The 23,071-nt window shown below is 70.5% G+C and carries 24 protein-coding genes; 12 read left to right on the top strand and 12 right to left on the bottom strand.

Annotation, left to right across the window (positions count from 1 at the left end; translation table 11 throughout):
- Positions 1 to 113 precede the first annotated feature (113 nt).
- The 6 genes from IE209_RS24375 to IE209_RS24350 all read right to left on the bottom strand — a co-directional run bounded on the left by IE209_RS24375 (position 114) and on the right by IE209_RS24350 (position 6,053).
- Positions 114 to 1,481 carry an MATE family efflux transporter gene (locus IE209_RS24375; protein WP_189689480.1) on the bottom strand — a complete coding sequence of 456 codons (1,368 nt, stop codon included), beginning with the start codon at positions 1,479 to 1,481 and terminating at the stop codon, positions 114 to 116.
- 5 nt (positions 1,482 to 1,486) lie between these two features.
- The gene (locus tag IE209_RS24370; protein WP_189689479.1) at positions 1,487 to 2,080 is read right to left on the bottom strand and encodes a DUF2239 family protein; all 594 of its coding nucleotides are present in this window, start codon (positions 2,078 to 2,080) and stop codon (positions 1,487 to 1,489) included.
- A 61-nt stretch (positions 2,081 to 2,141) separates the two neighbouring features.
- Positions 2,142 to 2,753 (bottom strand): 2OG-Fe(II) oxygenase, encoded by a 612-nt coding sequence (locus tag IE209_RS24365; RefSeq protein WP_189689478.1) that lies wholly within the window; start codon positions 2,751 to 2,753, stop codon positions 2,142 to 2,144.
- Positions 2,746 to 3,819 carry a bifunctional DNA-binding transcriptional regulator/O6-methylguanine-DNA methyltransferase Ada gene (gene ada, locus IE209_RS24360; RefSeq protein WP_189689477.1) on the bottom strand — a complete coding sequence of 358 codons (1,074 nt, stop codon included), beginning with the start codon at positions 3,817 to 3,819 and terminating at the stop codon, positions 2,746 to 2,748. Before ada ends, IE209_RS24365 begins: the two co-directional genes overlap by 8 nt.
- A gap of 71 nt (positions 3,820 to 3,890) precedes the next feature.
- Positions 3,891 to 4,592, bottom strand: coding sequence for a 2OG-Fe(II) oxygenase (locus IE209_RS24355; protein WP_189689476.1), 702 nt, complete (start codon positions 4,590 to 4,592; stop codon positions 3,891 to 3,893).
- A 63-nt stretch (positions 4,593 to 4,655) separates the two neighbouring features.
- Positions 4,656 to 6,053 (bottom strand): aminotransferase-like domain-containing protein, encoded by a 1,398-nt coding sequence (locus tag IE209_RS24350; RefSeq protein WP_189689475.1) that lies wholly within the window; start codon positions 6,051 to 6,053, stop codon positions 4,656 to 4,658.
- A 105-nt stretch (positions 6,054 to 6,158) separates the two neighbouring features.
- On the opposite strand from IE209_RS24350, the gene IE209_RS24345 reads away from it, so the two are divergent.
- From IE209_RS24345 to IE209_RS24315, 7 genes are read left to right on the top strand one after another with little or no spacing between them, the layout of a single operon-like run.
- Positions 6,159 to 6,770 (top strand): LysE family translocator, encoded by a 612-nt coding sequence (locus IE209_RS24345; RefSeq protein ID WP_189689474.1) that lies wholly within the window; start codon positions 6,159 to 6,161, stop codon positions 6,768 to 6,770.
- Positions 6,767 to 7,702 (top strand): DMT family transporter, encoded by a 936-nt coding sequence (locus tag IE209_RS24340; RefSeq protein WP_189689473.1) that lies wholly within the window; start codon positions 6,767 to 6,769, stop codon positions 7,700 to 7,702. Before IE209_RS24345 ends, IE209_RS24340 begins: the two co-directional genes overlap by 4 nt.
- Positions 7,699 to 8,916 carry an aminotransferase-like domain-containing protein gene (locus IE209_RS24335; protein WP_189689472.1) on the top strand — a complete coding sequence of 406 codons (1,218 nt, stop codon included), beginning with the start codon at positions 7,699 to 7,701 and terminating at the stop codon, positions 8,914 to 8,916. The genes IE209_RS24340 and IE209_RS24335 overlap by 4 nt, the downstream gene beginning before the upstream one ends.
- Positions 8,913 to 9,536 (top strand): glutathione S-transferase, encoded by a 624-nt coding sequence (locus IE209_RS24330; RefSeq protein WP_189689471.1) that lies wholly within the window; start codon positions 8,913 to 8,915, stop codon positions 9,534 to 9,536. Before IE209_RS24335 ends, IE209_RS24330 begins: the two co-directional genes overlap by 4 nt.
- A 7-nt stretch (positions 9,537 to 9,543) precedes the next feature.
- Positions 9,544 to 10,461: a PhzF family phenazine biosynthesis protein gene (locus IE209_RS24325; protein ID WP_189689470.1), complete on the top strand. Its 918-nt coding sequence runs from the start codon at positions 9,544 to 9,546 to the stop codon at positions 10,459 to 10,461.
- Positions 10,458 to 11,429, top strand: coding sequence for a threonine dehydratase (locus IE209_RS24320; RefSeq protein WP_189689469.1), 972 nt, complete (start codon positions 10,458 to 10,460; stop codon positions 11,427 to 11,429). Before IE209_RS24325 ends, IE209_RS24320 begins: the two co-directional genes overlap by 4 nt.
- A 2-nt stretch (positions 11,430 to 11,431) precedes the next feature.
- Positions 11,432 to 12,064: a LysE family translocator gene (locus tag IE209_RS24315; RefSeq protein WP_189689468.1), complete on the top strand. Its 633-nt coding sequence runs from the start codon at positions 11,432 to 11,434 to the stop codon at positions 12,062 to 12,064.
- A gap of 1 nt (position 12,065) precedes the next feature.
- Here the strand turns inward: IE209_RS24315 and IE209_RS24310 are convergent, their stop codons facing one another.
- Both IE209_RS24310 and IE209_RS24305 read right to left on the bottom strand, forming a co-directional pair.
- Positions 12,066 to 12,359 carry a type II toxin-antitoxin system RelE/ParE family toxin gene (locus tag IE209_RS24310; RefSeq protein ID WP_189689467.1) on the bottom strand — a complete coding sequence of 98 codons (294 nt, stop codon included), beginning with the start codon at positions 12,357 to 12,359 and terminating at the stop codon, positions 12,066 to 12,068.
- Positions 12,347 to 12,631, bottom strand: a complete 285-nt coding sequence (locus IE209_RS24305; protein ID WP_189689466.1) for a hypothetical protein — start codon at positions 12,629 to 12,631, stop codon at positions 12,347 to 12,349. Before IE209_RS24305 ends, IE209_RS24310 begins: the two co-directional genes overlap by 13 nt.
- Positions 12,632 to 12,733: 102 nt before the next feature.
- Between IE209_RS24305 and IE209_RS24300 the strand changes: the two genes are divergently transcribed.
- The 3 genes from IE209_RS24300 to IE209_RS24290 all read left to right on the top strand — a co-directional run bounded on the left by IE209_RS24300 (position 12,734) and on the right by IE209_RS24290 (position 16,378).
- Complete coding sequence (locus tag IE209_RS24300; protein ID WP_189689465.1) at positions 12,734 to 13,417, top strand: histidine phosphatase family protein; 684 nt, start codon at positions 12,734 to 12,736, stop codon at positions 13,415 to 13,417.
- Positions 13,418 to 13,507: 90 nt separating this feature from the next.
- Complete coding sequence (locus tag IE209_RS24295) at positions 13,508 to 14,704, top strand: ABC transporter substrate-binding protein (protein WP_189689464.1); 1,197 nt, start codon at positions 13,508 to 13,510, stop codon at positions 14,702 to 14,704.
- A gap of 123 nt (positions 14,705 to 14,827) precedes the next feature.
- Positions 14,828 to 16,378: an AMP-binding protein gene (locus IE209_RS24290; protein WP_189689463.1), complete on the top strand. Its 1,551-nt coding sequence runs from the start codon at positions 14,828 to 14,830 to the stop codon at positions 16,376 to 16,378.
- A 1-nt stretch (position 16,379) separates the two neighbouring features.
- Here IE209_RS24290 and IE209_RS24285 read toward each other — a convergent pair whose 3' ends face one another.
- From IE209_RS24285 to IE209_RS24270, 4 genes are all read right to left on the bottom strand, one after another.
- On the bottom strand, positions 16,380 to 17,189 hold the full coding sequence (locus IE209_RS24285; protein WP_189689462.1) for a FadR/GntR family transcriptional regulator: 810 nt from the start codon (positions 17,187 to 17,189) through the stop codon (positions 16,380 to 16,382).
- 40 nt (positions 17,190 to 17,229) lie between these two features.
- Positions 17,230 to 18,291 (bottom strand): phosphotransferase family protein, encoded by a 1,062-nt coding sequence (locus IE209_RS24280; RefSeq protein ID WP_229883022.1) that lies wholly within the window; start codon positions 18,289 to 18,291, stop codon positions 17,230 to 17,232.
- A gap of 2 nt (positions 18,292 to 18,293) precedes the next feature.
- Positions 18,294 to 19,568 (bottom strand): acyl-CoA dehydrogenase family protein, encoded by a 1,275-nt coding sequence (locus IE209_RS24275; protein WP_189689461.1) that lies wholly within the window; start codon positions 19,566 to 19,568, stop codon positions 18,294 to 18,296.
- A gap of 204 nt (positions 19,569 to 19,772) precedes the next feature.
- Positions 19,773 to 20,507, bottom strand: coding sequence for an SDR family NAD(P)-dependent oxidoreductase (locus IE209_RS24270; RefSeq protein ID WP_189689460.1), 735 nt, complete (start codon positions 20,505 to 20,507; stop codon positions 19,773 to 19,775).
- A gap of 142 nt (positions 20,508 to 20,649) precedes the next feature.
- On the opposite strand from IE209_RS24270, the gene IE209_RS24265 reads away from it, so the two are divergent.
- Positions 20,650 to 21,363, top strand: coding sequence for a GAF domain-containing protein (locus IE209_RS24265; protein ID WP_189689459.1), 714 nt, complete (start codon positions 20,650 to 20,652; stop codon positions 21,361 to 21,363).
- Positions 21,364 to 21,489: 126 nt separating this feature from the next.
- Positions 21,490 to 23,067, top strand: coding sequence for a tannase/feruloyl esterase family alpha/beta hydrolase (locus IE209_RS24260; protein WP_189689458.1), 1,578 nt, complete (start codon positions 21,490 to 21,492; stop codon positions 23,065 to 23,067).
- The last annotated feature ends 4 nt before the right edge of the window (positions 23,068 to 23,071 follow it).

Below are 23,071 nucleotides of genomic sequence, written 5' to 3'. Positions count from 1 at the left end.
CACCAGGATCATCCGATCCGGACGGCTGATCACTGCACTTCAAGCACTGCGATCAGCGAAGCCCACGACTATACACCATGCGCAACCAATGTGCGCAACTTTTTGACGCTTGCTCAAACCAGCCGCTCGACCCGCCGTTTGCGCCACACCCACTGGAAGTAGGCGGCGTTCAGCGCCAGCATGGCCGCGAAGGTGACGGGATAGCCGATCCAGACCCCTTGCAGGCCAAGCGGCCCGGACAGCCCGTAGGCCACGGGCAGCTCGACGCAAGCAATGCTGCCCACGCCGATCAGCATGGGCACCATGATCGTGCCGGAGGCGCGCATCACGCCGCCCAGCACGCTGGCCCAGCCGTACAGAAGCAGGCTCCAGAGCAGGATGTGCAACAGCGACTGCGCCAGCGCGATGACGGCGGGCTGCGTGATGAACAGGGCCAACAGGCGGGCTGACAGCGCGTAGCCCAGCAGTACCAGCGCGCCCGTGACGACGAGGTTGAGCACGAGCGCCGTGCGCGTGATCGCACCCAGGCGATCGGCTCGGTCCGCGCCGATGGCCTGGGCGCTGAGGATGGAGGCCGTGATCGCGATCGACATGGCAGGGAACTGCACGTAGTTGACGATCTGGTTCACGGCGCCGTAGGCCGCCACGGCGTCCGGGCCATGGCCGTTCACGAGCGCCAGCAGCACGATCTCGGCCAGCGAGACCACGATCATCTGCACGCCGGCCGGCATGCCGATCCGCAGCATGAGCCGCAGCGTGGCAGCGTCCGGCCGCATCGCACGCAGGAGCGGCATGCCGAGCGCCAGCGGGTGCTGGCGTCGACGCAGGTACCACGCCAACCAGGCCAGTGCGCCAACATAGGAGGCCACCGTGGCCACGGCAGCGCTGACCAGGCCCAGCTGCGGCAGGCCGCCCCAGCCGCGGATCAGCGCAGGCGTCAGCACGCAGGAGAGCAGGGTCGACAGCAGCATGGCCACCATGGGCGAGAAGGTGTCGCCCACACCGCGCAGCAGCTGCGAGAACAGGATGAACAGCAAGAGGCCCGGCATGGCCAGCATCAGCGTGCGCGCATAGAGCACGGCATCGGCCAGCACCTCGGGCGGCGTGTGCAATGCGCGCAACGCAGGCTCGGCGAACACGCCGCCCAGCATGGCCGCAAGCAGACCGACGACCAGGCCCGCCAGGACTGCGTTGCCGGCGATGTGGCGCACCTTGTGCGGCTCCCGTGCACCCCAGGCCTGACCGATCAAGATGGATCCGCCTGCGCCGATGCCGATCACGAGCGACACCAGGAAGAACACGACCGGGAACATGCCGGCCGTGGCCGCCAGCGCATGCGTGCCCAGCATCTGGCCCACGAAGATGCCGTTGAGGGTGCCCTGCAGGCCTTGCAGCACGTTGCCCAGGACCATGGGCCCGAAGAACACGAGGAACACGCGCCAGAGCGGGCGCGGATCGGCAGAAGATGTCGGTGCAACCATGGCCGTCAATCCTGCGGCGCGCCGAAGGCGCCTTCGGAAAGCCGCCTGCCATGGGCCAGCACATCGGCCGGCCAGCCTGCAGTGGCAGCGTCGAAGCCGGCCCGGTCGCCGCGGAACAGCGCACGCAGCGCTTCCTCGTAGCCTGGCAGGTCGCCAGCGATGGCGCGCAGGAACTGGTAGCAGCGCTCCTGCGCGGCACGCACTGCGTCCTGTGCCGCGAGGCTGCGGCGCGCCTCGTGCACGAGCTTGCGCAGCGCAACCGATGCGCCGCCGGGTTGCAGCGCGAGCCATTCCCAGTGCTGGGGCAACAGCGTCACCTCACGCGCGACCACGCCGAGCCGCGGCCGACCGGGCGGCGGCGGTGGCGCAGCGGCACCGGTGGCCGCCGCAGGAGGGGATTGGCGCAGGTCCAGCTCGACCGGTGCGCCGCTCGCGTCGTCGAAGGCGAGCAGTGGCGCACTGCCCGCGGTCGGCGCAGCCAGCGCGCGCCGGGCCGCGCGCGTGACCGCGGCGCGCGTGCCCTGCCCGATGCGGCGGTGGCCCAGAAAGGCCGTGACCAGGGGCTCGGCCGGCTCGTGAGGTAGGGGATCGGATGCCATTCCGAGATATTATCCGGGTAAAAACAATCCGTCAATTACACCCGGGTAAAACAAAGCACGCTCAGATCGCTTCCTCAAAACGCAGCACCAACGCCAGTCGCCGGCCCGAGCGCACGCGCGCGATGCCGTGCCGCAGCTGCACGGTGTAGTCGCCGCGGGTGCCGGCATGGGGACGCTCGGCCACGGCGAACAGTGCGATGTCGCTGCGGCGCAGCGGCAGCACCGTGGGCCGCGATTGCATGCGCGGGCGTTGCTCGATCAGCACCAGGGCGCCGCCCGTGAAGTCTTCGCCGGGCGTACTGAGTAGGATGCCCGCTTGCAAGGGGAAGGCCTGCGGCGCCTCGCTTCCGTGTTGCAGCGGCAGGTCTTCGCCGGCCCGCAGGCAATGCGGCCGCGGCTCCTCGCCCCGTACCAGTGCAGCGGGATGGCGCAACGAACGCCCCAGGCGTGCGTGCCAAGCGTTGGCGATCGGCACCAGCTGGGCGTAGAGCGCCGCTTGCAGCGCACCGACCCAGCCGGGCCAGGGGCCGGGCCGCTCGCACATCGCAGCCAGGGCCTCAACCTGCGCCGTGTGCAGCAGGCCCGGCAGCACCGCCCAGCCCTCGGCATCCAGTTGCGCAGCGATGTCCGCCCAGTCCAGGCCCGCGACGCGCGCGCGCAGTGCGTCAAGCACCTTCTGCCTCGCGCAACAACAGCGCGCGCTTGCGTTCCACACCCCAGCGGTAGCCCGAGAGCTCGCCGCTGTGCCGCACCACGCGGTGGCAGGGGATCGCGACCGCGAGCCGGTTCGCACCGCAGGCCTGGGCCACGGCACGCACGGCCTTGGGCTGGCCGATGCGCGCGGCCACCTCGGCGTAGCTGGCCGTGGCGCCCGGCGGGATCTCGCGCAGCGCCTGCCACACCCGCTCCTGGAAGGCCGTGCCCTGCACGTCCAGCGGCAGGTTCAGGCCCAGCGCCGGCGCCTCGACGAAGCCCACGACCTGGGCCACGAGCTGCTCGAACCCGGCATCGCCGCCGATCAGTTGCGCCTTGGGAAACTGGTCTTGCAGGTCGCGCACGAGCTGGTCGGCATCGTCGCCGAGCAAGATGGCGCAGATGCCCCGCTGGCTCTGCGCGACCAGGATCGCGCCCAGCGTGCACTGGCCCACCGCGAAGCGGATGCGCATGTTGGGACCGCCGGCCCGGTAGTCGCGCGCATGCATGCCCAGCAGCGCCTGCGAGGCCGCGTAGAAGCGGCTGTTGGAGTTGAACCCGGCCCCGTAGATGGCCTGCGTGACCGAGGCCTCGCCCTGGCCAAGCTCCTCGCGCAGGCGCCGTGCGCGAAAGGCGCACGCATAGGCCTTGGGCGTGAGCCCGGTCTCGGCCTTGAACACGCGATGGAAGTGGAAGGAACTCATGCCCGCTTCGCCCGCCAGCGCGTCCAGCGACGGCGGCAGTTCCGATGCTTCGATGCTGCGGCAGGCCCGGGCGATGAGGGCAGCGCGCTGCGCAGCCAGCGCGCTGCGGTCGGCCGCCGCGCGGCGGCTGGCGCGGTAGCCCGCGGCCTCAGCCGCCTGGGCGCTGGCGAAGAACTCCACGTTCTCGCGCCGCGGCAGCCTTGCCGCGGCGCTGGGCCGGCAGAACACGCCGGTGGTTTTCACGCCGTAGACGAAACTGCCATCGGCGCGTGCGTCGCGCGCCTGCACGGCGGCCCAGCGCGCGTCGTCGTCGGCATAGGCGTTGTGGATGGTGGTCTCCATGGTGCTCTCCTGTAAGCCTCCAGTGTCCGGCGCAGTTCCAGCGCAAGCACTCCGGTTCTTGCGGCGCAATTTCAGGTGGCGTCGTGGAAGATCAGGCCGACCGTGTGGCGCCGGCCGGCCAGCAGCCGGCTCACGCCATGGCGCATCGCGAGGCGGCGCACGCGGCCCGTGGGCCCCGCCGCAGGCCGCTCGTGCACGGCGAACACCACGCCATCGCCCTGCGCCAGCGGCACCACATGGGCGCGCTGCTCGCCCGGCCGGCTCTCGGTCATCACGAACTCGCCGCCCGTGAAATCCACACCGGGCCGCGACAGCAGGATCGCCACCTGCAGCGGGAACACATGCTCGCCGTAGAGGTCCTGGTGCAGGCAGTTGTAGTCGCCAGCACCGTACTGCAGGATCAGCGGCGTGGGCCGCGTCTGGCCGGCGCGGTGGCAGCGCGCGAGGAAGGCGTCCAGCGTCGCGGGGTAGCAAAGCGGCTTGCCGAGCCACTGGTTCCAGCGGTTCGCGATGGGCACAAGCTGCGGGTACAGGGCCTGGCGCAGTTGCGCGACCAGAGGCGGCAGCGGGTAGGCGAAGTAGCGGTATTCACCGCGGCCGAAGCCGTGGCGCGCCATCACCACGGTGCTGCGGTACAGCGCGTCCTGCGGGTACAACGCGGCCAGGGCCGCGCACTGCGCGGGCGCCAGCAGGCCGGGCAACACGGCATGGCCTTCGGCGTCGAGCGCGGCCGCCAGATCGGTGGCCGGTTCGTCCAGAAACGAGGTCTGCATGTCTGCAACTCTAGGGCAGCCGGCAGGCCACTGCACCCCGCTCCTTGCGCCCGAATTCAGGCGCTACATGGCCGCGCGCACGCGCTCGAACACCTTCCAGAAGGCCTGGGCCTGCGTGGTCGCGAAGTTGATGCGCATCAGCGTGCCGGGCTTGCGGCCGGCGTGGAACAGCGCGCCGGGCGCCAGCAGGTAGCCCTCGTCGAGCATGCGCAGCGACAGCGCCTCGGTGTCCACGCCTGTGTCGACCCAGCCGAACAGCCCGGCTGGCTCGCTGACGAAGCGGCAGCCCGCTGCGCGCGCGAGCTTGACGCTGCGCGCGCGGGCCTGGTCCAGCCGCGTGCGCACGCGCTGCGCATGGCGGCGCAGCTGGCCCTGCGCGATGCACCAGGCCATGGCCTGCTCCAGCAGCGCAGGCGTGGTCAGCGTCGCCAGCAGCTTGGTGTCCAGGAAGCGCTCGACCAGCGCGGCCGGCGCCGCCAGGTAGCCCACACGCCAGCCCGGGGCCAGGATCTTGGCGAAACCGCTCACGTAGATCGTGCGGGCCAGGCCGTCCAGCGCGCACAGCCGCGTGGCGTGGTCGGGCGCCAGGTGGCTGTAGGTGTCGTCCTCGACGATGTGGAAACCATGCGCATTGGCCAGCGTCAGCACGCGGTGCGCGCTGCCGGGCGACAGGCAGTGGCCCGTGGGGTTGTGCAGCACGCTCACGCTCACGAACAGCTTGGGCGCATGGGCCTCGCAGTAGCGCGCCATGACTTCCAGGTCCGGCCCGTCGGCGCCGCGCGGCACCGGCAGGATCACGGCGCCCAGCGCCTGCAGGCGCGCGAATTCGATGGCCCAGCCCGGCTCCTCCACCATCACATGGTCACCTGCGCGCAGCAGCGTGCGGCTCACGATGTCCAGCGCATGCGTGGCGCCCACCGTGGTCACGATCTGTTCGGGCGCGGCCGGCACGTTGAGGCCGGCAAGCTTGTGCGAGAGCGCGCGGCGCAGCGCCGGGTCGCCGGCCGGCTCGCCGTATTGCAGTGACAAAGCCTTCAGGCCTTGCCCCACCGTGGCACGGCGCACGGCGGCGGCCACGATGTCACTGGCCAGCCAATCGGGCGGGAACACGCCGATGCCGGGCTGCGGCTGCTCGCTGCTGTGGAACATGCCGCGCATGAGCGCCGCCGCGTCCACGGGCGGCCGCACGGCGCCTGCGGGCTGCGCGGCTGCGCCCGACAGCGGCGCCACGCGCTGCTCGCGCACGAAGAAGCCGCGGTTGCGCCGCGCCTCCACCAGCCCCTGGGCCAGCAGCCGGTCGTAGGCCGCCACCACGGTGGCCGGGCTCACGCCATGCTGCTCGGCACACTGGCGCACCGAAGGCAGGCGCGTGCCGGCGGCCAGCAGCCGGTCGCCGATGCGCTCGGCGAAATGGGCGGCCAGCTGTTCGGTCAGCGACTGCGAGGCGGTGCGCGTGAGCATGGAAGGTATCCTGATGTATCGGCCTGTCGGGCAATACAGCAGGGCCGAGAGCAGCACAAACTGTATTGGTAGTGTGTTGGTTCGAACTATAGAGTCTGTATCTCCATGAACGCAAGCGAACTGAGTGCCCTGCTGCTGCTGGCCACGGCGATGAGTTTCTCGCCCGGGCCCAACACCACGCTGTCGTCGGCGCTGGCGGCCAACCACGGCCTGCGCCATGCCATGCCCTTCATCTGGGCCGTGCCGGCCGGCTGGGGCCTGGTGCTGCTGCTCAGCACGGCCGGCGTCGGTGCGCTCGTGCTGGCCCAGCCGGCGCTGGCGCTGGGGATCAAGCTGTTCGGCGTGGCCTACCTGTTGTGGCTGGCATTCAAGCTCGCCCGCAGCGCCCGGCTCGGCGAGGCCGATGCGCGCCGGCTGAACGTGGGCTTCGTGCAAGGCATCGCACTGCAGTTCGTGAACATCAAGGCCTGGATGCTGGCGCTGGCCATCGTCGCCGGCTGGATCGCAGGCCGCGAGGACCTGCTGCCCCGGCTGGCCGTCGTGCTGCCGCTGATGCTGTGCTTCGCCTTCTTCAGCAACCTGAGCTACGCGCTGATGGGCGCGCTGCTGCGGCAGTGGCTGGCGCAGGGCCGGCGGCTGCTGTGGTTCAACCGGCTGATGGCGGCGGTGCTGGTGCTCACCGCCGTCTGGATGCTGCAGGCGAAGGCAAGCGCGTGACCACGCGCGACGAAAACCTCGGGCTGTGGCTCGGCGTGCTCGGCGTGGCACTGTTCGCGGTCACCCTGCCCATGACCCGCTTGGCCACGGGCACGGCCGCCGCACCGCAGCTCTCGCCCTGGTTCGTCACACTGGGCCGCGCCGCGCTGGCCGGCGGCCTGTCGGTGCTGTTCCTGCTGGCCACGCGCTCGCCGCTGCCAGCGCGCCGGCACCTGGGGCCGCTGGCCATGGCCGTGCTCGGCAACGTGGTCGGTTACCCGCTGCTGCTCGCCTATGCGCTGCGCGTGGTCACGGCCAGCCATGCGGCCGTGGTCACGGCGCTGCTGCCGCTGGCCACGGCGGCCGTCGCGGCGGCGGTCATGCGCCAGCGGGCCGCGCTCGGCTTCTGGCTCTGCGCTGCGGCCGGCAGCGCGCTGGTGGTGGCGTTCTCGGTGCTGCGCGCGGCGCAGCACGGCGGCGGTTTCGGCTTCGAATGGGCCGACCTGCTGCTGGTGGGCGCCGTCGTCGCGGCCTCGCTGGGCTATGTGTACGGCGCCAAGGTCACCCCCGAGCTCGGCGCCGAGCGCGTGATCTGTTGGGTCTGCGTGCTGGCCCTGCCGCTCACGCTGCCGGCCATGCTCTGGCTGTGGCCCGCCACGCCCGTGGCGCCCAGCGCCTGGGCCGGCTTCGTCTACGTGGGCGTGTTCTCGATGTGGATCGGCTTCTTCGCCTGGTACCGCGGCCTGGCCCTGGGCGGCGCGCTGCGTGTGAGCCAGACCCAGCTGCTGCAACCCTTCCTGTCCATCCTGGCCGCGGTGCCGCTGCTGGGCGAGACGCTGGACACCGTCACGCTGGGATTCGCCGCGGCCGTGGTCGCCACCGTCGTCCTGGGCAAGAATCTCGCCCGCAACCCTTCCACAGCAACAACCAAGACCGCCTCAAGGAGCACATGATGTCCTGGACCCTGGCCGCACGCGCCGAAAAGATGAACCCCTCGGTGATCCGTGAAATCCTCAAGGTCACCGAGAAGCCCGGCATCATCAGCTTCGCCGGGGGGCTGCCCTCGCCCAAGACCTTCCCGGTGGCAGAGTTCCGCGCCGCCTGCGAGAAGGTGCTGACCGAGGACGGCACCGGCGCGCTGCAGTATGCCGCCAGCGAAGGCTACGGCCCGCTGCGCGAGATGGTGGCGGCCAACCTGCCCTGGAAGGTCGCGCCCTCGCAGGTGCTGATCACCACGGGCTCGCAGCAGGGGCTGGACCTGATCGCCAAGATCCTGCTCGACAAGGGCAGCCGCATGCTCGTGGAAACGCCGACCTACCTGGGCGCGCTGCAGGCCTTCACGCCCATGGAGCCGGTGGCCGTGGCGGTGGCCAGCGACGACGAAGGCGTGCGTGCCGACGACCTGGCAGCCAAGGCCGGCCAGGGTGCCGACCGCGCGCGCTTCGCCTACCTGCTGCCCAACTTCCAGAACCCCACGGGCCGCACCATGAGCGAGGCGCGCCGCGCCGCCGTGGTGGCCGCGGCCGACCAGGCCGGCGTGCCGCTGCTGGAAGACAACCCCTACGGCGACCTGTGGTTCGAGCAGGCCCCGCCGGCGCCCTTGAGCGCGCGCAATCCCGAGGGCTGTGTCTACCTGGGCTCCTTCTCCAAGGTGCTGGCGCCGGGTCTGCGCCTGGGCTTCATGGTGGCGCCGCCCGCGCTCTACCCCAAGCTGCTGCAGGCCAAGCAGGCGGCCGACCTGCACAGCCCCAGCTTCAACCAGCGCATGGTGGCCCAGGTCATGCAGGACGGCTTCCTGCAACGCCATGTGCCGACCATCCGTGCGCTGTACAAGAGCCAGCGCGACCACATGCTGGCCGCGCTGGAACGCGAGATGCCCGAAGGCGTGCAGTGGAGCCGCCCGGTGGGCGGCATGTTCCTGTGGTTGCGCCTGCCGGCCGGCCTGGACACCGTGCCGCTGCTGCCGCGCGCCGTGGAGCGCAACGTGGCCTTCGTGCCCGGCGCGGCCTTCTACGCCGAGGCGCCCGAGAGCAACACCATGCGCCTGTCCTTCGTGACGGCCAGCACGAGCCAGATCGACATCGGCATCGCGGCCCTGGCGCAGACCATCCGCGAAGCCATGGAGACCCAGCGCAGCGCCCGGTCGGCCGCGGCGGTCCAGCTATGACGCTCCACATCTGGGGCCGCATGAGCTCCATCAACGTGCGCAAGGTGGTCTTCACCGTGCAGGAGCTGGGCCTGTCGGCCCAGCGCACCGACGCAGGCGGCCACTTCGGGCTGGTGACCGAGCCCGACTACCGCAGCAAGAACCCCAACGGCATGGTGCCGCTACTCGAGGACGGCGAGGCCACGCTGTGGGAATCCAACGTGATCGTGCGCTACCTCTGCGCGCGCCACGCCATGGGCACGCTGTATCCCGAGCCGCTGGCCGCACGCTTTACGGCCGAGATGTGGATGGACTGGCAGCAGACCACACTGAACCCGGCCGGCCGCAACGCCTTCCTGCAGCTCGTGCGCACGCCGGCCGAGCAGCGCGACGATGCGCTGATCGCGCAGTCCGTGGCCGAGACCGAGCCGCTGCTCGACCTGCTGGACGCCGAGCTCGCGCGCCGCCCCTACCTGGCCGGCGAGGACTTCACGATGGCCGACATCCCCGTCGCCTGCGAGATCCACCGCTGGTATGCCCTGCCCCTGGCGCGCACGCCGCGCCCCCACCTCGACCGCTGGTACCAGGCCTTGTGCGACCGGCCCGGCGCCGTCGGCGTGCTCGACATGAGCCTTTCGTGAGTCTCCGATGAGCCATTCGTCCCGCCCTTTCCGCCAGGTCGACGTCTTCACCGACCAGCCCTACTACGGCAACCCACTGGCCGTGGTGCTCGACGGCCACGGCCTGACCGACGCGCAGATGCAGCGATTCGCGCAGTGGACCAACCTGTCGGAAACCACCTTCGTGCTGCCGGCCACCGAGCCCGGTGCCGACTACCGGCTGCGCATCTTCACGCCGGGCGGCGAACTGCCTTTCGCGGGCCATCCCACGCTGGGCAGCTGCCACGCCTGGCTGGCCGCGGGCGGCCGACCTCGCAACGGCGAGACCATCGTGCAGCAGTGCGGCGCGGGCCTGGTGCGCATCCGGCGCGAGGGCGAGCGCCTGGCCTTCGCGGCACCGGCCCTCAAGCGCAGCGCGCCCCGCCCGACCGAGCTGGCCCAGGTGGCTTCGGCCTTGGGCTTGAAGGCCGCGCAGATCGTCAGCAGCCAGATGCTGGACAACGGCCCGGTCTGGTTCACGCTGCTGCTGGACGACCCGAGCACGGTGCTGCGCCTGCAGCCCGACCATGCCGTGCTCAAGGCGCTGGGCCACAAGGTCGGCGTGGCCGCGCTGGACGGCGCGGCCGCCACGCCGCTGATCGCACGCGGCAACCGCGAAGCGCGCGCCTTCGGCAGCTCCGCGCCGGCAGCGGCACCCGCGCCGGCCCTGGTGGTGCGCGCATTCGCGGCGGCCGCCGGCATCCCCGAAGACCCCGTGACCGGCAGCCTCAACGCGAGCCTCGCGCAATGGCTGATCGCCGACGAGCACATCGCCGCGCCCTACCTGGCCACGCAGGGCGCCTGCCTGGGGCGCGACGGCATGGTGCACATCGCGCGCGACGGCGCGGGACAGGTCTGGGTGGGCGGGCACTCCGTCGTGTGCATCGAAGGCACTGTCACGCTATGACCGCCGCCCTGCCCACGCTGGCCGAGATCGAACGCGCCGCCGCGCTGGTCCACGGCGCCATCCCGGCCACGCCCCAGCACCGCTGGGCACTGGCCAGCCAGCGGCTGGGCACGGACTGCTGGCTCAAGCACGAGAACCACACGCCGGTCGGCGCATTCAAGATCCGCGGCGGCCTCACCTACTTCGCCGCGCTCGCGGCAGCCGGCGCCCTGCCGGCAGAGGTCGTTAGCGCCACGCGCGGCAACCACGGGCAGAGCATCGGCTGGGCCGCGCGCGCCCACGGCGTCGCCTGCACCATCGTCGTGCCGCATGGCAACTCGGTCGAGAAGAACGCCGCCATGCGCGCGCTGGGCGTCACGCTGATCGAGCACGGCCAGGACTTCCAGGAAAGCCGTGAACACGCCATCGGCCTGGCGGCCGCGCGCGGCGCCCACATGGTGCCGAGCTTCCATCCGGCCCTGCTGTTGGGCGTGGCGACCTATTGGCTGGAGTTCCTTCGCGCCGTGCCGCAGCTCGACGTGGCCTATGTGCCGATCGGCCAGGGCTCGGGCGCCTGCGCGGCCATCGCGGCCAAGCGCGCACTGGGCCACGGCGTGCGCATCGTCGGCGTGGTCAGCACACACGCCACGACCTACGCCGACTCGCTGGCCGCAGGCCGCGTCGTCGAAGCGCCCGTCACGACCCGGCTCGCCGACGGCATGGCCTGCCGTGTGGCTAACGCGCAGGCGCTGGCCATCCTGGCCGGCGGCCTCGACCATGTGGTGCAGGTCACGGACGCGGAAGTGGCCGCCGCCATGCAGGCGCTGTTCGTGGACACGCACAACGTCGCCGAAGGCGCGGGCGCAGCCGGATTCGCGGCCGCGCTGCAGGAGCGCGCGGCCTTGCGTGGCCTGGCCGTGGGTGCGGTGCTGAGCGGCGGCAACGTGGACGCCCCCGTGTTCGCCGATGTGCTTTCCACCAGGGAGTGACGATGGTTCCCCTGCACGATCTGGGCTGGTTCGCCCTGGCCACGCTGGCCATGGCGCTGACGCCCGGGCCCAACATGCTGTACGGCGTCTCGCGCACGCTGAGCCAGGGCCGCCGCGCGGGACTGGTCTCGCTGGCCGGCGTCCTGGCGGCCTTCGTCGTGCACATGCTGGCCGCGGCCTTCGGTCTCACGGCGCTGCTGCTGGCCGTGCCCTTCGCGTTCGGTGCCATCAAAGCCCTGGGCGCGGCCTACCTGGCCTGGCTGGCTTGGCAGGCGCTCAAGCCCGGCGGCAGCGGCCCGTTCCAGACGCGCCAGCTGCCCGCGCATTCCACGGCCACGCTGCTGCGCATGGGCTTTCTGACCAACCTGCTGAACCCCAAGGTCGCGCTGTTCACACTGTCCTTCTTCCCGCAGTTCCTGCACCCCGAGCACGGCAGCGTGCTGCTGCAGGCGCTGCAGCTCGGCACGGTGCAGATCGCGGCCAGTGCGGCCGTCAACACGTTGGTCATCTTCGGGGCCGCCGGCATCACGGGCCTGCTGTCGCGCAGCGCGGCCTGGATGCGCGCGCAGCGCTATGTGATGGGCTCGGTGCTGGCGTTCCTGGCGCTGCGGGTGGCGCTGATCGAGCGCAAGTGACTCAGGACTGGTAGCCGGCCTCGCGCTGGTGCCGGATGGCCAGGACCAGCACGGTGTCGGCGGCCTCTTCGAAGCTGTACAGCGCCAGGTAGCCCGAGCGCCCCCGCGAGATGACCAGTTCGCGCAGCCCGTCTTCCACGGGGCGTCCGATCAAGGGGTGGTTTCGGAGGATCTGCACTGCCTCGGCAATCAGGGCCACCGTCACCTCGGCGGCCGCAGGGTCCGACGCACGCAGGAAATCGGTCAGGCGCTCCAGGTCCGCCAGCGCGCGCCGCGCATAGTTCAGCCGCGCCACGTCCGTGCCTTGGGCCGCGGCACCGCCTGCCCTTGCGCGCGCGCCCGCAGGTAGGCATGCACCTCGTCGGCGTCGAAGGCCTTGCCCGACTCCAAGGCCTCCGCACGCGCAGCCTGCGCATCCGCCACGAAAGCCGCACGTCGCTCGGCGGCAACGGCCGCTGCGCGGATGGCTTCGACCATGAAGGCGTGCAGCGTCACGCCATGCTGCTGCGCCGCAGCCGCTGCGAGTTGCTTGACATCCTCGGGCAGTTTCAACGACGTCGTCGACATGGGTCGGACCTCCAAATCAAGTGACACCATGGTAACACCCGGCCATTGGCCGCGTCGCTGCCGTGACAGCGCAAGCCATCCGCAGCCGTACAGTCGCCCGCCATGGGAACCCTCTACCTCGTGCGCCACGGCCAGGCCTCGTTCGGTGCCGACGATTACGACCAGCTCAGCGAACAAGGCCAACGCCAATCCGTGCGCCTTGGCGAGTACTTCGCGTTCAAGGGCATCCTCTTCGAGGCCTCGCTGACCGGCACGCTGCGCCGCCATGCGCAAACCTTCGCCGGCATCCGGCAAGGCATGGAGGCCGCCGGCACGCCGCTGCCCCCCGAACCTGCGGCCTGGCCCGGCCTGAACGAGTACGACAGCGCGGCCGTGATCGCCACCGTGCACCCCGAGGCGTTGGCCAGACCCACCACGCCCGAGCTGTACAAGCACCACTTCCGCCTGCTGCGCCAAGGCCTGGCCGCCTGGATGGCCGGCCGCGTGCAGCCCGAGGGCATGCCGACCTACGTGGAATTTCGCGACGGCATCGCGGCCGTGCTCGAACATGTGCGCACGCGCCACACCGGCAACGTGCTGCTGGTCTCCAGCGGCGGGCCGATCTCCACGGCGGTGGGCCAGGTGCTGGGCACGGCGCCCGAAACCACCATCGACCTCAACATGCGCATCCGCAACAGCGCCGTGACGGAGTTCGTCTACACCCCCAGTCGCCACGTGCTGCTGACCTACAACACGCTGCCGCACCTGGACCACCCCGAGCACGCGGGCTGGATCACCTTCGCCTGAGCGCCGCCGCCATGTGATTCGTCGCTTCGGACGATGCGTGCCGCCAGTGGCTTTCCGACCATGGCGCACCACCAACGAAGGAGACGAAGCATGCGCATGCGCATCCCTGCCCTGGCACTGGGCCTGTCCGTCCTCGCGGCCTGGGCCGCACCCTGCGCCGCCCAGACACCCGGCATCACCGCCACCGAGATCAAGATCGGCTCGACCCAGCCGCTGAGCGGGCCGGCCTCGGCCTACGGCGTGGTCGCGGCCTCGACCGAGGCCTACTTCACGCGGCTCAACGAGGCCGGCGGCATCCATGGCCGCAAGATCACCTGGCTGCCCCTGGACGACGCGTTCACGCCGGCCAAGACGGTCGAGCAGACGCGCAAGCTGGTCGAGCAGGAAGGCGTGTTCATGGTCTTCGCGCCGCAGGGCACGGCGGCGTCTTCGTCGGTCACCAAGTACCTGAACGCCAAGAAGGTGCCGCAGTTCTTCGTGAACTCGGGCTCGCACCTGTTCCAGAACCCCAAGGACCTGCCCTGGACCGTGCCCTACCTGCCGACCTACTACGGCGAGTCGCGCATCTACGCCAAGCACATCCTGGCGAACCAGCCCAACGCCAAGGTCGGCGTGCTCTACCAGAACGACGACTTCGGCCGCGACTACCTGCGCGGCATCAAGGCCGGCCTGGGTGACAAGGCCGCCAAGATGGTCGTCAGCGAGCAGGGCTACGAAGTGACCGACCCGACCGTGGACTCGCAGATCGTGGCGCTCAAGTCGGCCGGGGTCGACGTGCTGCTGCTGGGCTCGCTGTCCAAGCAGTCCAGCCAGGCCATCCGCAAGATCGCCGACCTGAACTGGAAGCCCACCATCTACATGAGCTACATCTCGGCCAACGTCTCGCCGACCTTCACCAACGCCGGGCTGGACAAGGCCACCGGCATCATCACCGCCACCGCCATCAAGGACCCGACCGACACGCGCTGGGCGAACGACAAGGACTTCCAGGACTGGCTGGCCTGGATGAAGAAGTACTACCCCAAGGGCGATCTGGCCAACATGAGCAACGTGTTCGCCTACATCGCGGCCAACACGCTGGAACATGCGCTGCGCGAGACCGGCCCGAACCTCACGCGCGAGGGCCTGCTCAAGACGCTGACCTCGCTGGACTACGCCGCCCCCATGCTCACACCCGGCGTCAAGCTCACCTACTCGCCCACCGACTACAACCCCTACAAGAAGCTGCAGATGCAGCGCTTCGACGGCACGAAGTGGACGCTGTTGGGCGAGCCCATCGGGGATTGATCAGTCCGGCGTCAGGACCATCTTCAATGCGCCGGCCTCGCGCGCCGGTCCTCGACGCCGCAGGATCGCGTCTTCCTGTCTGACAAGCAGTCCTCTCTGCGTCCACGCGCAGCACATCCCACCATGGCACCTGAACTTACCGGATTCGGCTCCCTGGGCGAGCTCATCGTCACCGCCATCCGGCGCGGCGGCGACGCCATCGCCTTCGTCCACGGCGAGCGCCAGACCACGTACCGTGCCTTCGGCGCCCAGCTGGCGCGCCTGGTCGCAGCGCTCGACGCCCAAGGCTTGAAGAAGGGCGACACCATCGCCTCGCTGTCCGGCAACCGGCCCGAGTCCTTCCTGGTCTCGTGCGCCGGCTACCTCATGGGCTTGCGCGTGGCCTGGATCAATCCCACGGCCTCCGAGAACGACCAGGCCTACCTGCTGACCGACGCCGCTGTGGGCACGCTGTTCATCGACCCCGAGCTGTTCCGCGAGCGCGGCGAGCGGCTGGTCGAACGCACCGGCATCGCGCGCGTGTTCTGGCTGGCCCCCACGGAGGCCGGCACGGATCTCGACACGCTGTGCCGCAGCGCCGCCCCGGCACCGCTGCAGCCGCGCGCCAGCGCCGACGACGTGGCCGTGCTGGTCTACACCGGCGGCACCACGGGGGTGCCCAAGGGCGTCATCCACACCCACCGCGTGCAGGTGGCGATGACGCTGATGCAGCTGGCGGACTGGGACTGGCCACGCGAGGTGCGCACCCTGCTGCTCACGCCGATCACGCACGCGGCCGGCACCTTCATCCTGCCCACGCTGCTGCGCGGCGGCACCGTGGTGCTCACGCACGGGTTCGGCGCCGACAAGTTCATCGACCTCGTCGCGCGCCACCGCATCACCACCACCTTCCTGGTGCCCACCATGCTCTACGTGCTGCTGGACCACCCGCGGCTGGCCGACGCCGATCTGTCCAGCCTGCAGATGGTGGCCTATGGGGCGGCGCCCATGTTGCCGAACCGGCTCGTCGAGGGCATGGGCCGCTTCGGGCCTGTGTTCATGCAGCTGTACGGCCAGTCCGAGGCGCCCATGATGATCACGGTGCTGCGCCAGCGCGACCACGATCCCGACCACCACCCCGCGCGCCTGGCCTCCTGCGGCCTGCCGGTGGTCGGCAACCAGCTGCGGCTGCTGGACGCGCAGGGGCGCGAGGTGCCCCAGGGCGAGGTCGGCGAGGTCTGCGTGCGCTCCCCGCTGGTCATGGCCGGCTACCTGAACAAGCCCGAGGAGACGGCCAAGGCGCTGCGCCACGGCTGGCTCTACACGGGCGACCTCGCGCGCCAGGATGCCGACGGCTACCTCTACATCGTGGACCGCTCCAAGGACATGGTCATCAGCGGAGGCTTCAATGTCTACCCGCGCGAGGTGGAGGACGTGCTCGCGCTGCACCCAGCCGTGTCCTCGGCCGCCGTGGTCGGCGTGCCCGATCCCAAGTGGGGCGAGCAGGTGCGGGCCATGGTGGTGCTCAAGCAGGGCCACTCGGCCCCGGCGGAGGAGCTCATCGCACTCGTGCGCGAGCACAAAGGCGCCGTCTGCGCGCCCAAGCAGATCCGCTTCGTCGATCAGCTGCCCGTCACGACGATCGGCAAGCTCGACAAGAAGGCGGTGCGGGCGCGCTTCGCGGAAGAGGGCTGAGTCAGGCTTTCTTGCGCACCGCCTTGGGACGCGCCGCCGGGGCGGCCTGCGGCGCGGCGATCTGCTTTTGGGCCAGCTCGTAACCGCGCTTGAAGTCCACGATGTGGCGGATCGTGCACTGCTCGGCTTCGTCCGCATCGCGCCGGCGCAGGGCGGCCAGCAGGGCGCGCCGCGATTCCAGCATGCGCTTGCTGGCCGCAGGCACGTGGTCGAACACGGCCGCCTGGTAGCGCGGGTACATCTGGCGCCACATGGTCTCGTGGGCCAGCAGCAGGGCGCGGTTGCCGCTCATGCGCGCGACCATGTCGTCGAACACGATGTTGGGCTCGACCAGCGAGGTGTGCGCGTCCACGGCCTGCTGCAGCAGTGCCAGGTGGGCTTCGAGCGCGTCCAGCTGGGCACCGGTCGCACGCTCGGCCGCCAGCCGCGACATGGCCGGGCCGACGGCGCGCACGGTTTCCCAGAGCTCCTGGAAGCTGATCTCCTGCAGCAGCACCATGCGCTCGAATTGCACGCCCAGGTCGGCATTGGAGGGGTGGCTGATGACGAAGCGCCGGCTGGTCTCGCGCCGCAGCAGGCTGGCTTCCTCGAGCACGCGCACGGCCTCGCGCACGGTGGAACGGTTGACGCCGAAGGCCTCGCAGAGCTGGGCCTCCGTCGGCAGCGGATCGCCCGCGCGCAGCCGGCCGTCCAGGATCTGCAGCGTGACCGCCTCGGCCAGCATGCGGTAGGACGGCACGCGCTTGAGCTTGTCGAAGGCGAACGCCGGTCCCGCCTCCGTGGTCTGCCGTGCCGCCCCGCCTTCCGCCATGCCGCTCTCCGCGATTCAAAAGGGGCGATTGTCGCCAAGCTCAGCCGCGTTGCTCCAGCCGCCGCAGCGCACGCCGGAACAGCGCCAGCGTGTGGCTGTGCAGCAGCTCACCGGTCGCGCGGCTGGCCTTTCCCGCGCAGGCGCGCGCGTACGTGCCCTCCAGGATCAGGCCCAGCTTGTAGCAGGCCAACACCTCGTACCAGAGGATGTGCGCCACGCTGCGCTGGCCGTGCGCGGCATAGCGCGCCACGAGTTCCTCGGCCGTGGCGAAGCCCTGCCAGGGCTGGATGCGGAACAGCGGCGCGGGCTCGGCCGCCGGTTCGGGCCAGGTGGCGAGCAGCCAGCCCAGGTCCAGCAGCGGGTCGCCGATGGTGACGAGCTCCCAGTCCACGATGGCCGCAAGCTCGCCACTGTCGGGTGCGAACAGCACGTTGGCCAGGTGGAAGTCGCCGTGCAGGATGCCGGGGCGGGCATCCGCGGGCCGGCGCCGCTCCAGCCAGTCCGCCACGGTGGCGATGCCGGGGATCTCCGCCGGCCCGGGCCAGCCCGCGTAGTCGTGGTAGCTCTCCAGCTGCGCGCGCCAGCGCGGCACCTGGCGTTCGAGGAAGCCCTCGGCCTTGCCCAGGCCCGCGAGGCCCGCGGCCATGTGGTCGATCCTCCCCAGTTCGACCAGCGCATCGACCATGGACAGGCCCATGCGCTGGCGCAGCGGCGCCTCGGCCCCGTGGCGCGGCGGCAGCGCCACGGCCGCGTTGAAGCCCTCCACAGGCTCCATGAGGTAGAAGGCCGCGCCCAGCACCTGCGGATCGGCGCAGGCCGCGATCAGGCCAGGATGCGGCACAAGGCTGCCGGCCAGCGCGGCCAGCACCTGGGCCTCGCGCTGCATGGTCTTGTTGCCGTCGGCGCGCGGATGGGCTGGCGGACGCCGCAGCACGTAGTCGCGCCCGCTGCGCGTGAAGCGCAGCAACACGCTCTGCGTGCCGCCCGTCAGGGGCCGGGCCTGGGCGATCGGCCCGCTGCCCAGGCCCTGGCCATCCATCCAATCCGCCAGCCGATCCAGGTCGACCAGATCGGCCCAGGGCTGCACCACCGCCTGTGCCACCGTCAGCCGAACAAATGGCGGTACTTGGCCTCGGCCGCCGCCCTGGCACGCGGCCGGTGGTAGGCCGGGAACAAATCGGTGCAGGCCTGGTAGTCGCGCAGCACCTGGCGGGCCACCGTGACCTTGTGCACCTCGGTCGGCCCGTCGGCCAGGCCCATGTGGTAGGACAGCACCAGCTGGTCGGTGTAGGGCATCTCGAGCGAGGCGCCGAGCGAGCCATGGATGTGCAGCGCGCGCTCGGCGATGTCGTGCAGCACCTTGGGCATCAGCGCCTTCACCGCCGCGATGTCCTTGCGCACCTGCATGTAGTCCTTGTACTTGTCGATGCGCCAGGCCGTGCGCAGCACCAGCAGGCGGAACTGCTCGAGCTGGCACCAGGAGTCGGCGATCTTCTCCTGCACCATCTGCTTGTCGGCCAGCAATTCGCCCTGGGTGGTGCGCGACAGCGCGCGCTCGCAGAGCTGGTCGAAGGCCTTCTTCGCCTGGCCGATGGTGCGCATGGCGTGGTGGATGCGGCCACCGCCCAGGCGCGTCTGCGCCACGGCGAAAGCCTCGCCCGGCGCGCCCAGCATGTCGGCGGCCGGCACGCGCACACCGTCGAATCGCAGGTAGCCGTGCGTGGGCACGGGCTCGTCGGCCAGGCCCACGTTGCGCAGGATCGTGAGGCCCGGCGCATCCTTGGGCACGATGAACATCGACATCCGCTGGTAGGGCGGCGCGTCCGGATCGGTCACCACCATCACGATGAAGAACGCGGCGTAGCGCGCGTTCGAGGCGAACCACTTCTCGCCCGTGATGACCCAGTCGCCGCCGTCCTGCACGGCGCGCGTGGTGAACACCTTGGGATCGGCACCGCCCTGCGGTTCTGTCATCGCGAAGCACGAGACGATGCGGTTGGCCAGCAGCGGCTCCAGGTACTTCTTCTTCTGGGCCTCGCTGCCGTAATGCGACAGGATTTCCGAGTTGCCGGTGTCGGGTGCCTGGCAGCCGAACACGATGGGCGCGAAGTGCGCGCGTCCCAGGATCTCGTTGAGCAGCGCGAGCTTCAGCTGCCCGTAGCCCTGGCCGCCCTGGTGCGGCGCCAGGTGGCAGGCCCAGAGCTTGCGCGCCTTGACCTGCTCCTGCAGCGGGCGCACGAGCTTGGCGAAGCGCGGGTCGTGGATGTCCCAGGGGCTGCCCAGCACATGCTCGAGCGGTTCGACTTCCGCATCGACGAAGCGCGCGACCCAGTCGAGTTGCGTTTGGAATTCAGGATCGGTTTCGAAGTCCCAGGACATGGGGTGTCTCCTCAATGCAATGCGGAACAGACCAGTGACGCGTCACTCGCAGAGCACAGAGCCGGCTCGCAAGCAGCGATTCAGAAGGCCGCGGAGCAGTCCATGCCAGCAGACGCCGCGCAACGGGCTCTGCCCGGGCGCTGGCGGCGCCCCTGGAGGGGGATGGGACTTCTACACGCAGTGAGAAGTCCAAACGGGGTGGTTTCACAATGTCAGGCCGCCGTCGACCGGGATGGTCTGGCCGATCACATAGGCGGCCAATGGAGAGGCCAGGAACAGCGCCACGCCGGCCATGTCGCTCGGCGTGCCGAAGCGGCCCAGCGGGATGCGCTCCATGGCCGCCTCCATGCGCTCCGGATGGTCCGTGGTCACGCGCGTCATCTTGGTGGCGACGAAGCCCGGTGCGATGCCGTTGACGCGGATGCCATCGCGCGCCCAGGCATCGGCCAGCGTGCGCGTGAGGCCGAACGCACCCGCCTTGGAGGCCGCATAGGCCGGGTTGCCACGCACGGCGTGGAAGGCCGCCGTCGAGCTGATCGTGATGATGGAACCCTGGCTGGCCTGGAGCATGGCGTGGAACTTCTCGGCGAAGGTCATGAGGCTGGTCAGGTTCACGTCCACCACCTGCTTGAAGGCCGGCGTCTTGAACTCCTGGCGCTTGTAGAGCACCTGGCCCTGCGACAGCACCAGCACGTCGAGCCGGTCGAAGGGCGGCACGAAGGACTCGATCGAGCCGGTATCGCCCGCGTCGATGCGGTGGTAGTGCAGGCCCGCGAGCTGCGAATCGGGTGAGTCCGCGTAGTCGGCCGCACGCGCCCGCGTGCCGGCCACGTGCACCGTGGCGCCCTTGCGCAGAAAGGCCTGGGCGATGCCGTTGCCGATGCCGCTGGAGCCGCCGACCACGAACACGGTCTTGCCGGAAAAGTCGAGTTCATCCATGCGCATGCCTCCCACTGTGTCGGTTTGTCTGACCATATCTCATTGTCAGACAAACAGTCAATCAAACAAAGAGCGCGGCGCCGTTACAAAACAGCCCGGCACGCAGCGCCAAGGCGGCACGCGACTTGCACACCGCAGTGGCATGGCGCCCCCGTCCTCCTCCCCGCCCCGCACCGGTGCGCAGTGGCGTCTGCTGGAACTGCAGCTGCTGGGCCTGCTCATGCAGCAACTCGGCGAAACCGGCACGCCCGACCCGCTGCTGCGCGCCATGCTGGCGCAGATGGACGCCTTGCTGGGCCTGGAGCGCGGGCGCATCGTGCTGGTGCCACTGGGCGACACGCACGCGCGCATCCACCTGGCCCACGGCCTCACGGACGAAGAGGTGCAGCGCGGCGTCTATGCGGTCGGCGAAGGCGTGACGGGCCTGGTGCTGGCCAGCGGCCAGGCCGTGCTGGTGCACGACATCGATGCGGAGCCGCGCTTCCTGGCGCGCAGCGTGGTGCGCGACAAGCTGCCCGACGAAGGCCAGGCCTTCCTGGCACTGCCGCTCCAGGTGGGCGCGCGCACCGTCGGCGTGCTGAGCTGCCACCGCAGCCGCCTGCCCGACCGCACGCTGGACGACGACCTGGCACTGTTGCGCGTGCTCGCAGCCCTGGCCGCCCAACGTCTGGGCGGCGACATGGTGCGCCCCCTGGTGCGGCCCTATCTGCCCGCCCACTCGCACAGCCTGCAGGAGCTCGAGCACGCGCTGGCCCTGCATGGCAACCGACAGGCGGGCGCGGCCCATGCGCTCGGGCTGACGCTGCGCCAGTTCGGTTACCGGTTGCGCAAGGCACGCGCCGCACGCCGCGGTTGACCTCTTACGGGCCCTGGGGAAAACCCCCGGGATTGCGCGCGCTCAATTGTTCGCCCGCTGACATTCAGCGCGGGCACCGCGTGACACACTGGCCGCGCCATTTCCACACCAACGAGAGGAGACGCGATGCACGGCCAACCCGGTTTTCCGCTTTTTTTCAGGTTCACGCTGTCCGCGCTGGCGGCCGCGGCGCTGCTGGGCTGCGGTGGCAGTGACGACAACGGCGACGATGGCGCAGGCGGTCCCTCCGCCACGCCCGAGCAGGCTTGCGCGGCCCTGGCGGGCAAGACGCTCGCCGGCGCCACGGTGAGCGGTGCCAGCACCGTCGCCGCCAGTGGCGATGCGCCGCTGTACTGCAAGGTCGACGCTACCATCGCGCCGCAGCTGAACCTGGAACTGCGCTTGCCGCAGCAGTGGAACGGCAAGCTCTACTACGGCGGCGGCGGCGGTTACAACGGTGCCATCCCCGACCTCTCGGGCAACAACCTCAACGCGCTCAAGAAGGGCTACGCCACCGTGAACAGCGACTCGGGCCACAGCGGCAACGTGCTGTCGGCCGCCTTTGCGCTCAACGACACCTACGCCGCCAACCTGTTCGGCTCGCTGTCGGTGCCCACGGTGCTGTCCTCCGCGCGCGAGATGGTGCAGGCCGCCTACGGCAAGCAGCCCGACCGCGCCTACTTCGAGGGCTGCTCCAACGGCGGGCGCGAGGCGCTCATGGCGGCGCAGCGCAACCCCAACCTGTTCGACGGCATCATCGCGCGCGCGCCGGCCTACAACTGGGTCGGCTTCATGGGCCAGTTCAATCGCACGGCAAAGGCCCTGGCCGCCCCGGGCGGCGGCTTCAGCCCGGCCAAGCTGGCCACGCTGGCCGGCGCAGTGCGCAACGCCTGCGACGCTGCCGACGGCATCGTCGACGGCGTGGTCGGCAACCCGCAGGCCTGCAGCTTCGACCCCGCCGTGCTGCGCTGCGCCGGCGGTGCCGACACCGGTGACGCCTGCCTGTCCGACGCGCAGCTGGCCGTCGTCGGCTCGTGGACGTCGCCGGCCTCCTGGGCTGGCGGCGCCTATACCAACGCGGGTTGGGCCCTGACCGGCAACGAGGACGACCCCGGCGCCTGGGCCACCTGGGTCAGCGGCACGCCCGACGTGCGCAGCGCGCTGCAGTACCTGTTCCAGGACACGACGGTCAAGAACTACCTGGCGCGCAACCCGGCGCAGGACTCGCTGGCCTACACCTGGGACGCCAACCTCAACGCCGTCTATGCGCTGGCCGCGCTGAACGATGCGACGAACGCCGATCTGCGCCCGTTCAAGGACAGCAACGCCAAGCTCATCCTCTGGCACGGCGGCAACGACGCGGCGCTGAGCTACAAGGCCACCACGGCCTACTACCAGGCCGCCACCGCCGCCGTGGGCGGCCAGGCTGCGATGGACCAGTTCGCGCGCTACTACATCGCGCCGGGCGTCAACCATTGCGCGGGCGGGCCCGGTGCGGACAACGCCGATCTGCTGGCCGCGCTGGACGACTGGGTCAGCAACGGCACCGCGCCGGGCACGCTCACCGCGAGCAAGCTGAGCGGCGGCAGCACGCAGTTCACGCGCCCGCTGTGCCAGTACCCGCAGTACGCGCGCTACACGGGGCCGGCCAACGATGCCGCCGCCGCGGCGCTGGCCAGCAACTACCGCTGCACGACACCCTGACCTG

Source organism: Pseudorhodoferax aquiterrae (genome assembly GCF_014652235.1).
GTDB lineage: Bacteria > Pseudomonadota > Gammaproteobacteria > Burkholderiales > Burkholderiaceae_C > Pseudorhodoferax > Pseudorhodoferax aquiterrae.
Note: the sequence above shows the minus strand (reverse complement) of the source record. Positions and strands in the feature narration are given on the sequence as shown.

What these genes read in the sequence shown, in the direction of transcription:
- IE209_RS24270 (WP_189689460.1), bottom strand. Translation starts at nt 20,507, where the DNA reads ATGGATGAACTCGACTTTTCCGGCAAGACCGTGTTCGTGGTCGGCGGC.
- IE209_RS24295 (WP_189689464.1), top strand. Translation starts at nt 13,508, where the DNA reads ATGCGCATGCGCATCCCTGCCCTGGCACTGGGCCTGTCCGTCCTCGCG.
- IE209_RS24260 (WP_189689458.1), top strand. Translation starts at nt 21,490, where the DNA reads ATGCACGGCCAACCCGGTTTTCCGCTTTTTTTCAGGTTCACGCTGTCC.
- IE209_RS24275 (WP_189689461.1), bottom strand. Translation starts at nt 19,568, where the DNA reads ATGTCCTGGGACTTCGAAACCGATCCTGAATTCCAAACGCAACTCGAC.
- IE209_RS24305 (WP_189689466.1), bottom strand. Translation starts at nt 12,631, where the DNA reads ATGTCGACGACGTCGTTGAAACTGCCCGAGGATGTCAAGCAACTCGCA.
- IE209_RS24375 (WP_189689480.1), bottom strand. Translation starts at nt 1,481, where the DNA reads ATGGTTGCACCGACATCTTCTGCCGATCCGCGCCCGCTCTGGCGCGTG.
- IE209_RS24345 (WP_189689474.1), top strand. Translation starts at nt 6,159, where the DNA reads ATGAACGCAAGCGAACTGAGTGCCCTGCTGCTGCTGGCCACGGCGATG.
- IE209_RS24350 (WP_189689475.1), bottom strand. Translation starts at nt 6,053, where the DNA reads ATGCTCACGCGCACCGCCTCGCAGTCGCTGACCGAACAGCTGGCCGCC.
- IE209_RS24265 (WP_189689459.1), top strand. Translation starts at nt 20,650, where the DNA reads ATGGCGCCCCCGTCCTCCTCCCCGCCCCGCACCGGTGCGCAGTGGCGT.
- IE209_RS24315 (WP_189689468.1), top strand. Translation starts at nt 11,432, where the DNA reads ATGGTTCCCCTGCACGATCTGGGCTGGTTCGCCCTGGCCACGCTGGCC.
- IE209_RS24285 (WP_189689462.1), bottom strand. Translation starts at nt 17,189, where the DNA reads ATGGCGGAAGGCGGGGCGGCACGGCAGACCACGGAGGCGGGACCGGCG.
- ada (WP_189689477.1), bottom strand. Translation starts at nt 3,819, where the DNA reads ATGGAGACCACCATCCACAACGCCTATGCCGACGACGACGCGCGCTGG.
- IE209_RS24300 (WP_189689465.1), top strand. Translation starts at nt 12,734, where the DNA reads ATGGGAACCCTCTACCTCGTGCGCCACGGCCAGGCCTCGTTCGGTGCC.
- IE209_RS24325 (WP_189689470.1), top strand. Translation starts at nt 9,544, where the DNA reads ATGAGCCATTCGTCCCGCCCTTTCCGCCAGGTCGACGTCTTCACCGAC.
- IE209_RS24370 (WP_189689479.1), bottom strand. Translation starts at nt 2,080, where the DNA reads ATGGCATCCGATCCCCTACCTCACGAGCCGGCCGAGCCCCTGGTCACG.
- IE209_RS24330 (WP_189689471.1), top strand. Translation starts at nt 8,913, where the DNA reads ATGACGCTCCACATCTGGGGCCGCATGAGCTCCATCAACGTGCGCAAG.
- IE209_RS24290 (WP_189689463.1), top strand. Translation starts at nt 14,828, where the DNA reads ATGGCACCTGAACTTACCGGATTCGGCTCCCTGGGCGAGCTCATCGTC.
- IE209_RS24320 (WP_189689469.1), top strand. Translation starts at nt 10,458, where the DNA reads ATGACCGCCGCCCTGCCCACGCTGGCCGAGATCGAACGCGCCGCCGCG.
- IE209_RS24355 (WP_189689476.1), bottom strand. Translation starts at nt 4,592, where the DNA reads ATGCAGACCTCGTTTCTGGACGAACCGGCCACCGATCTGGCGGCCGCG.
- IE209_RS24335 (WP_189689472.1), top strand. Translation starts at nt 7,699, where the DNA reads ATGATGTCCTGGACCCTGGCCGCACGCGCCGAAAAGATGAACCCCTCG.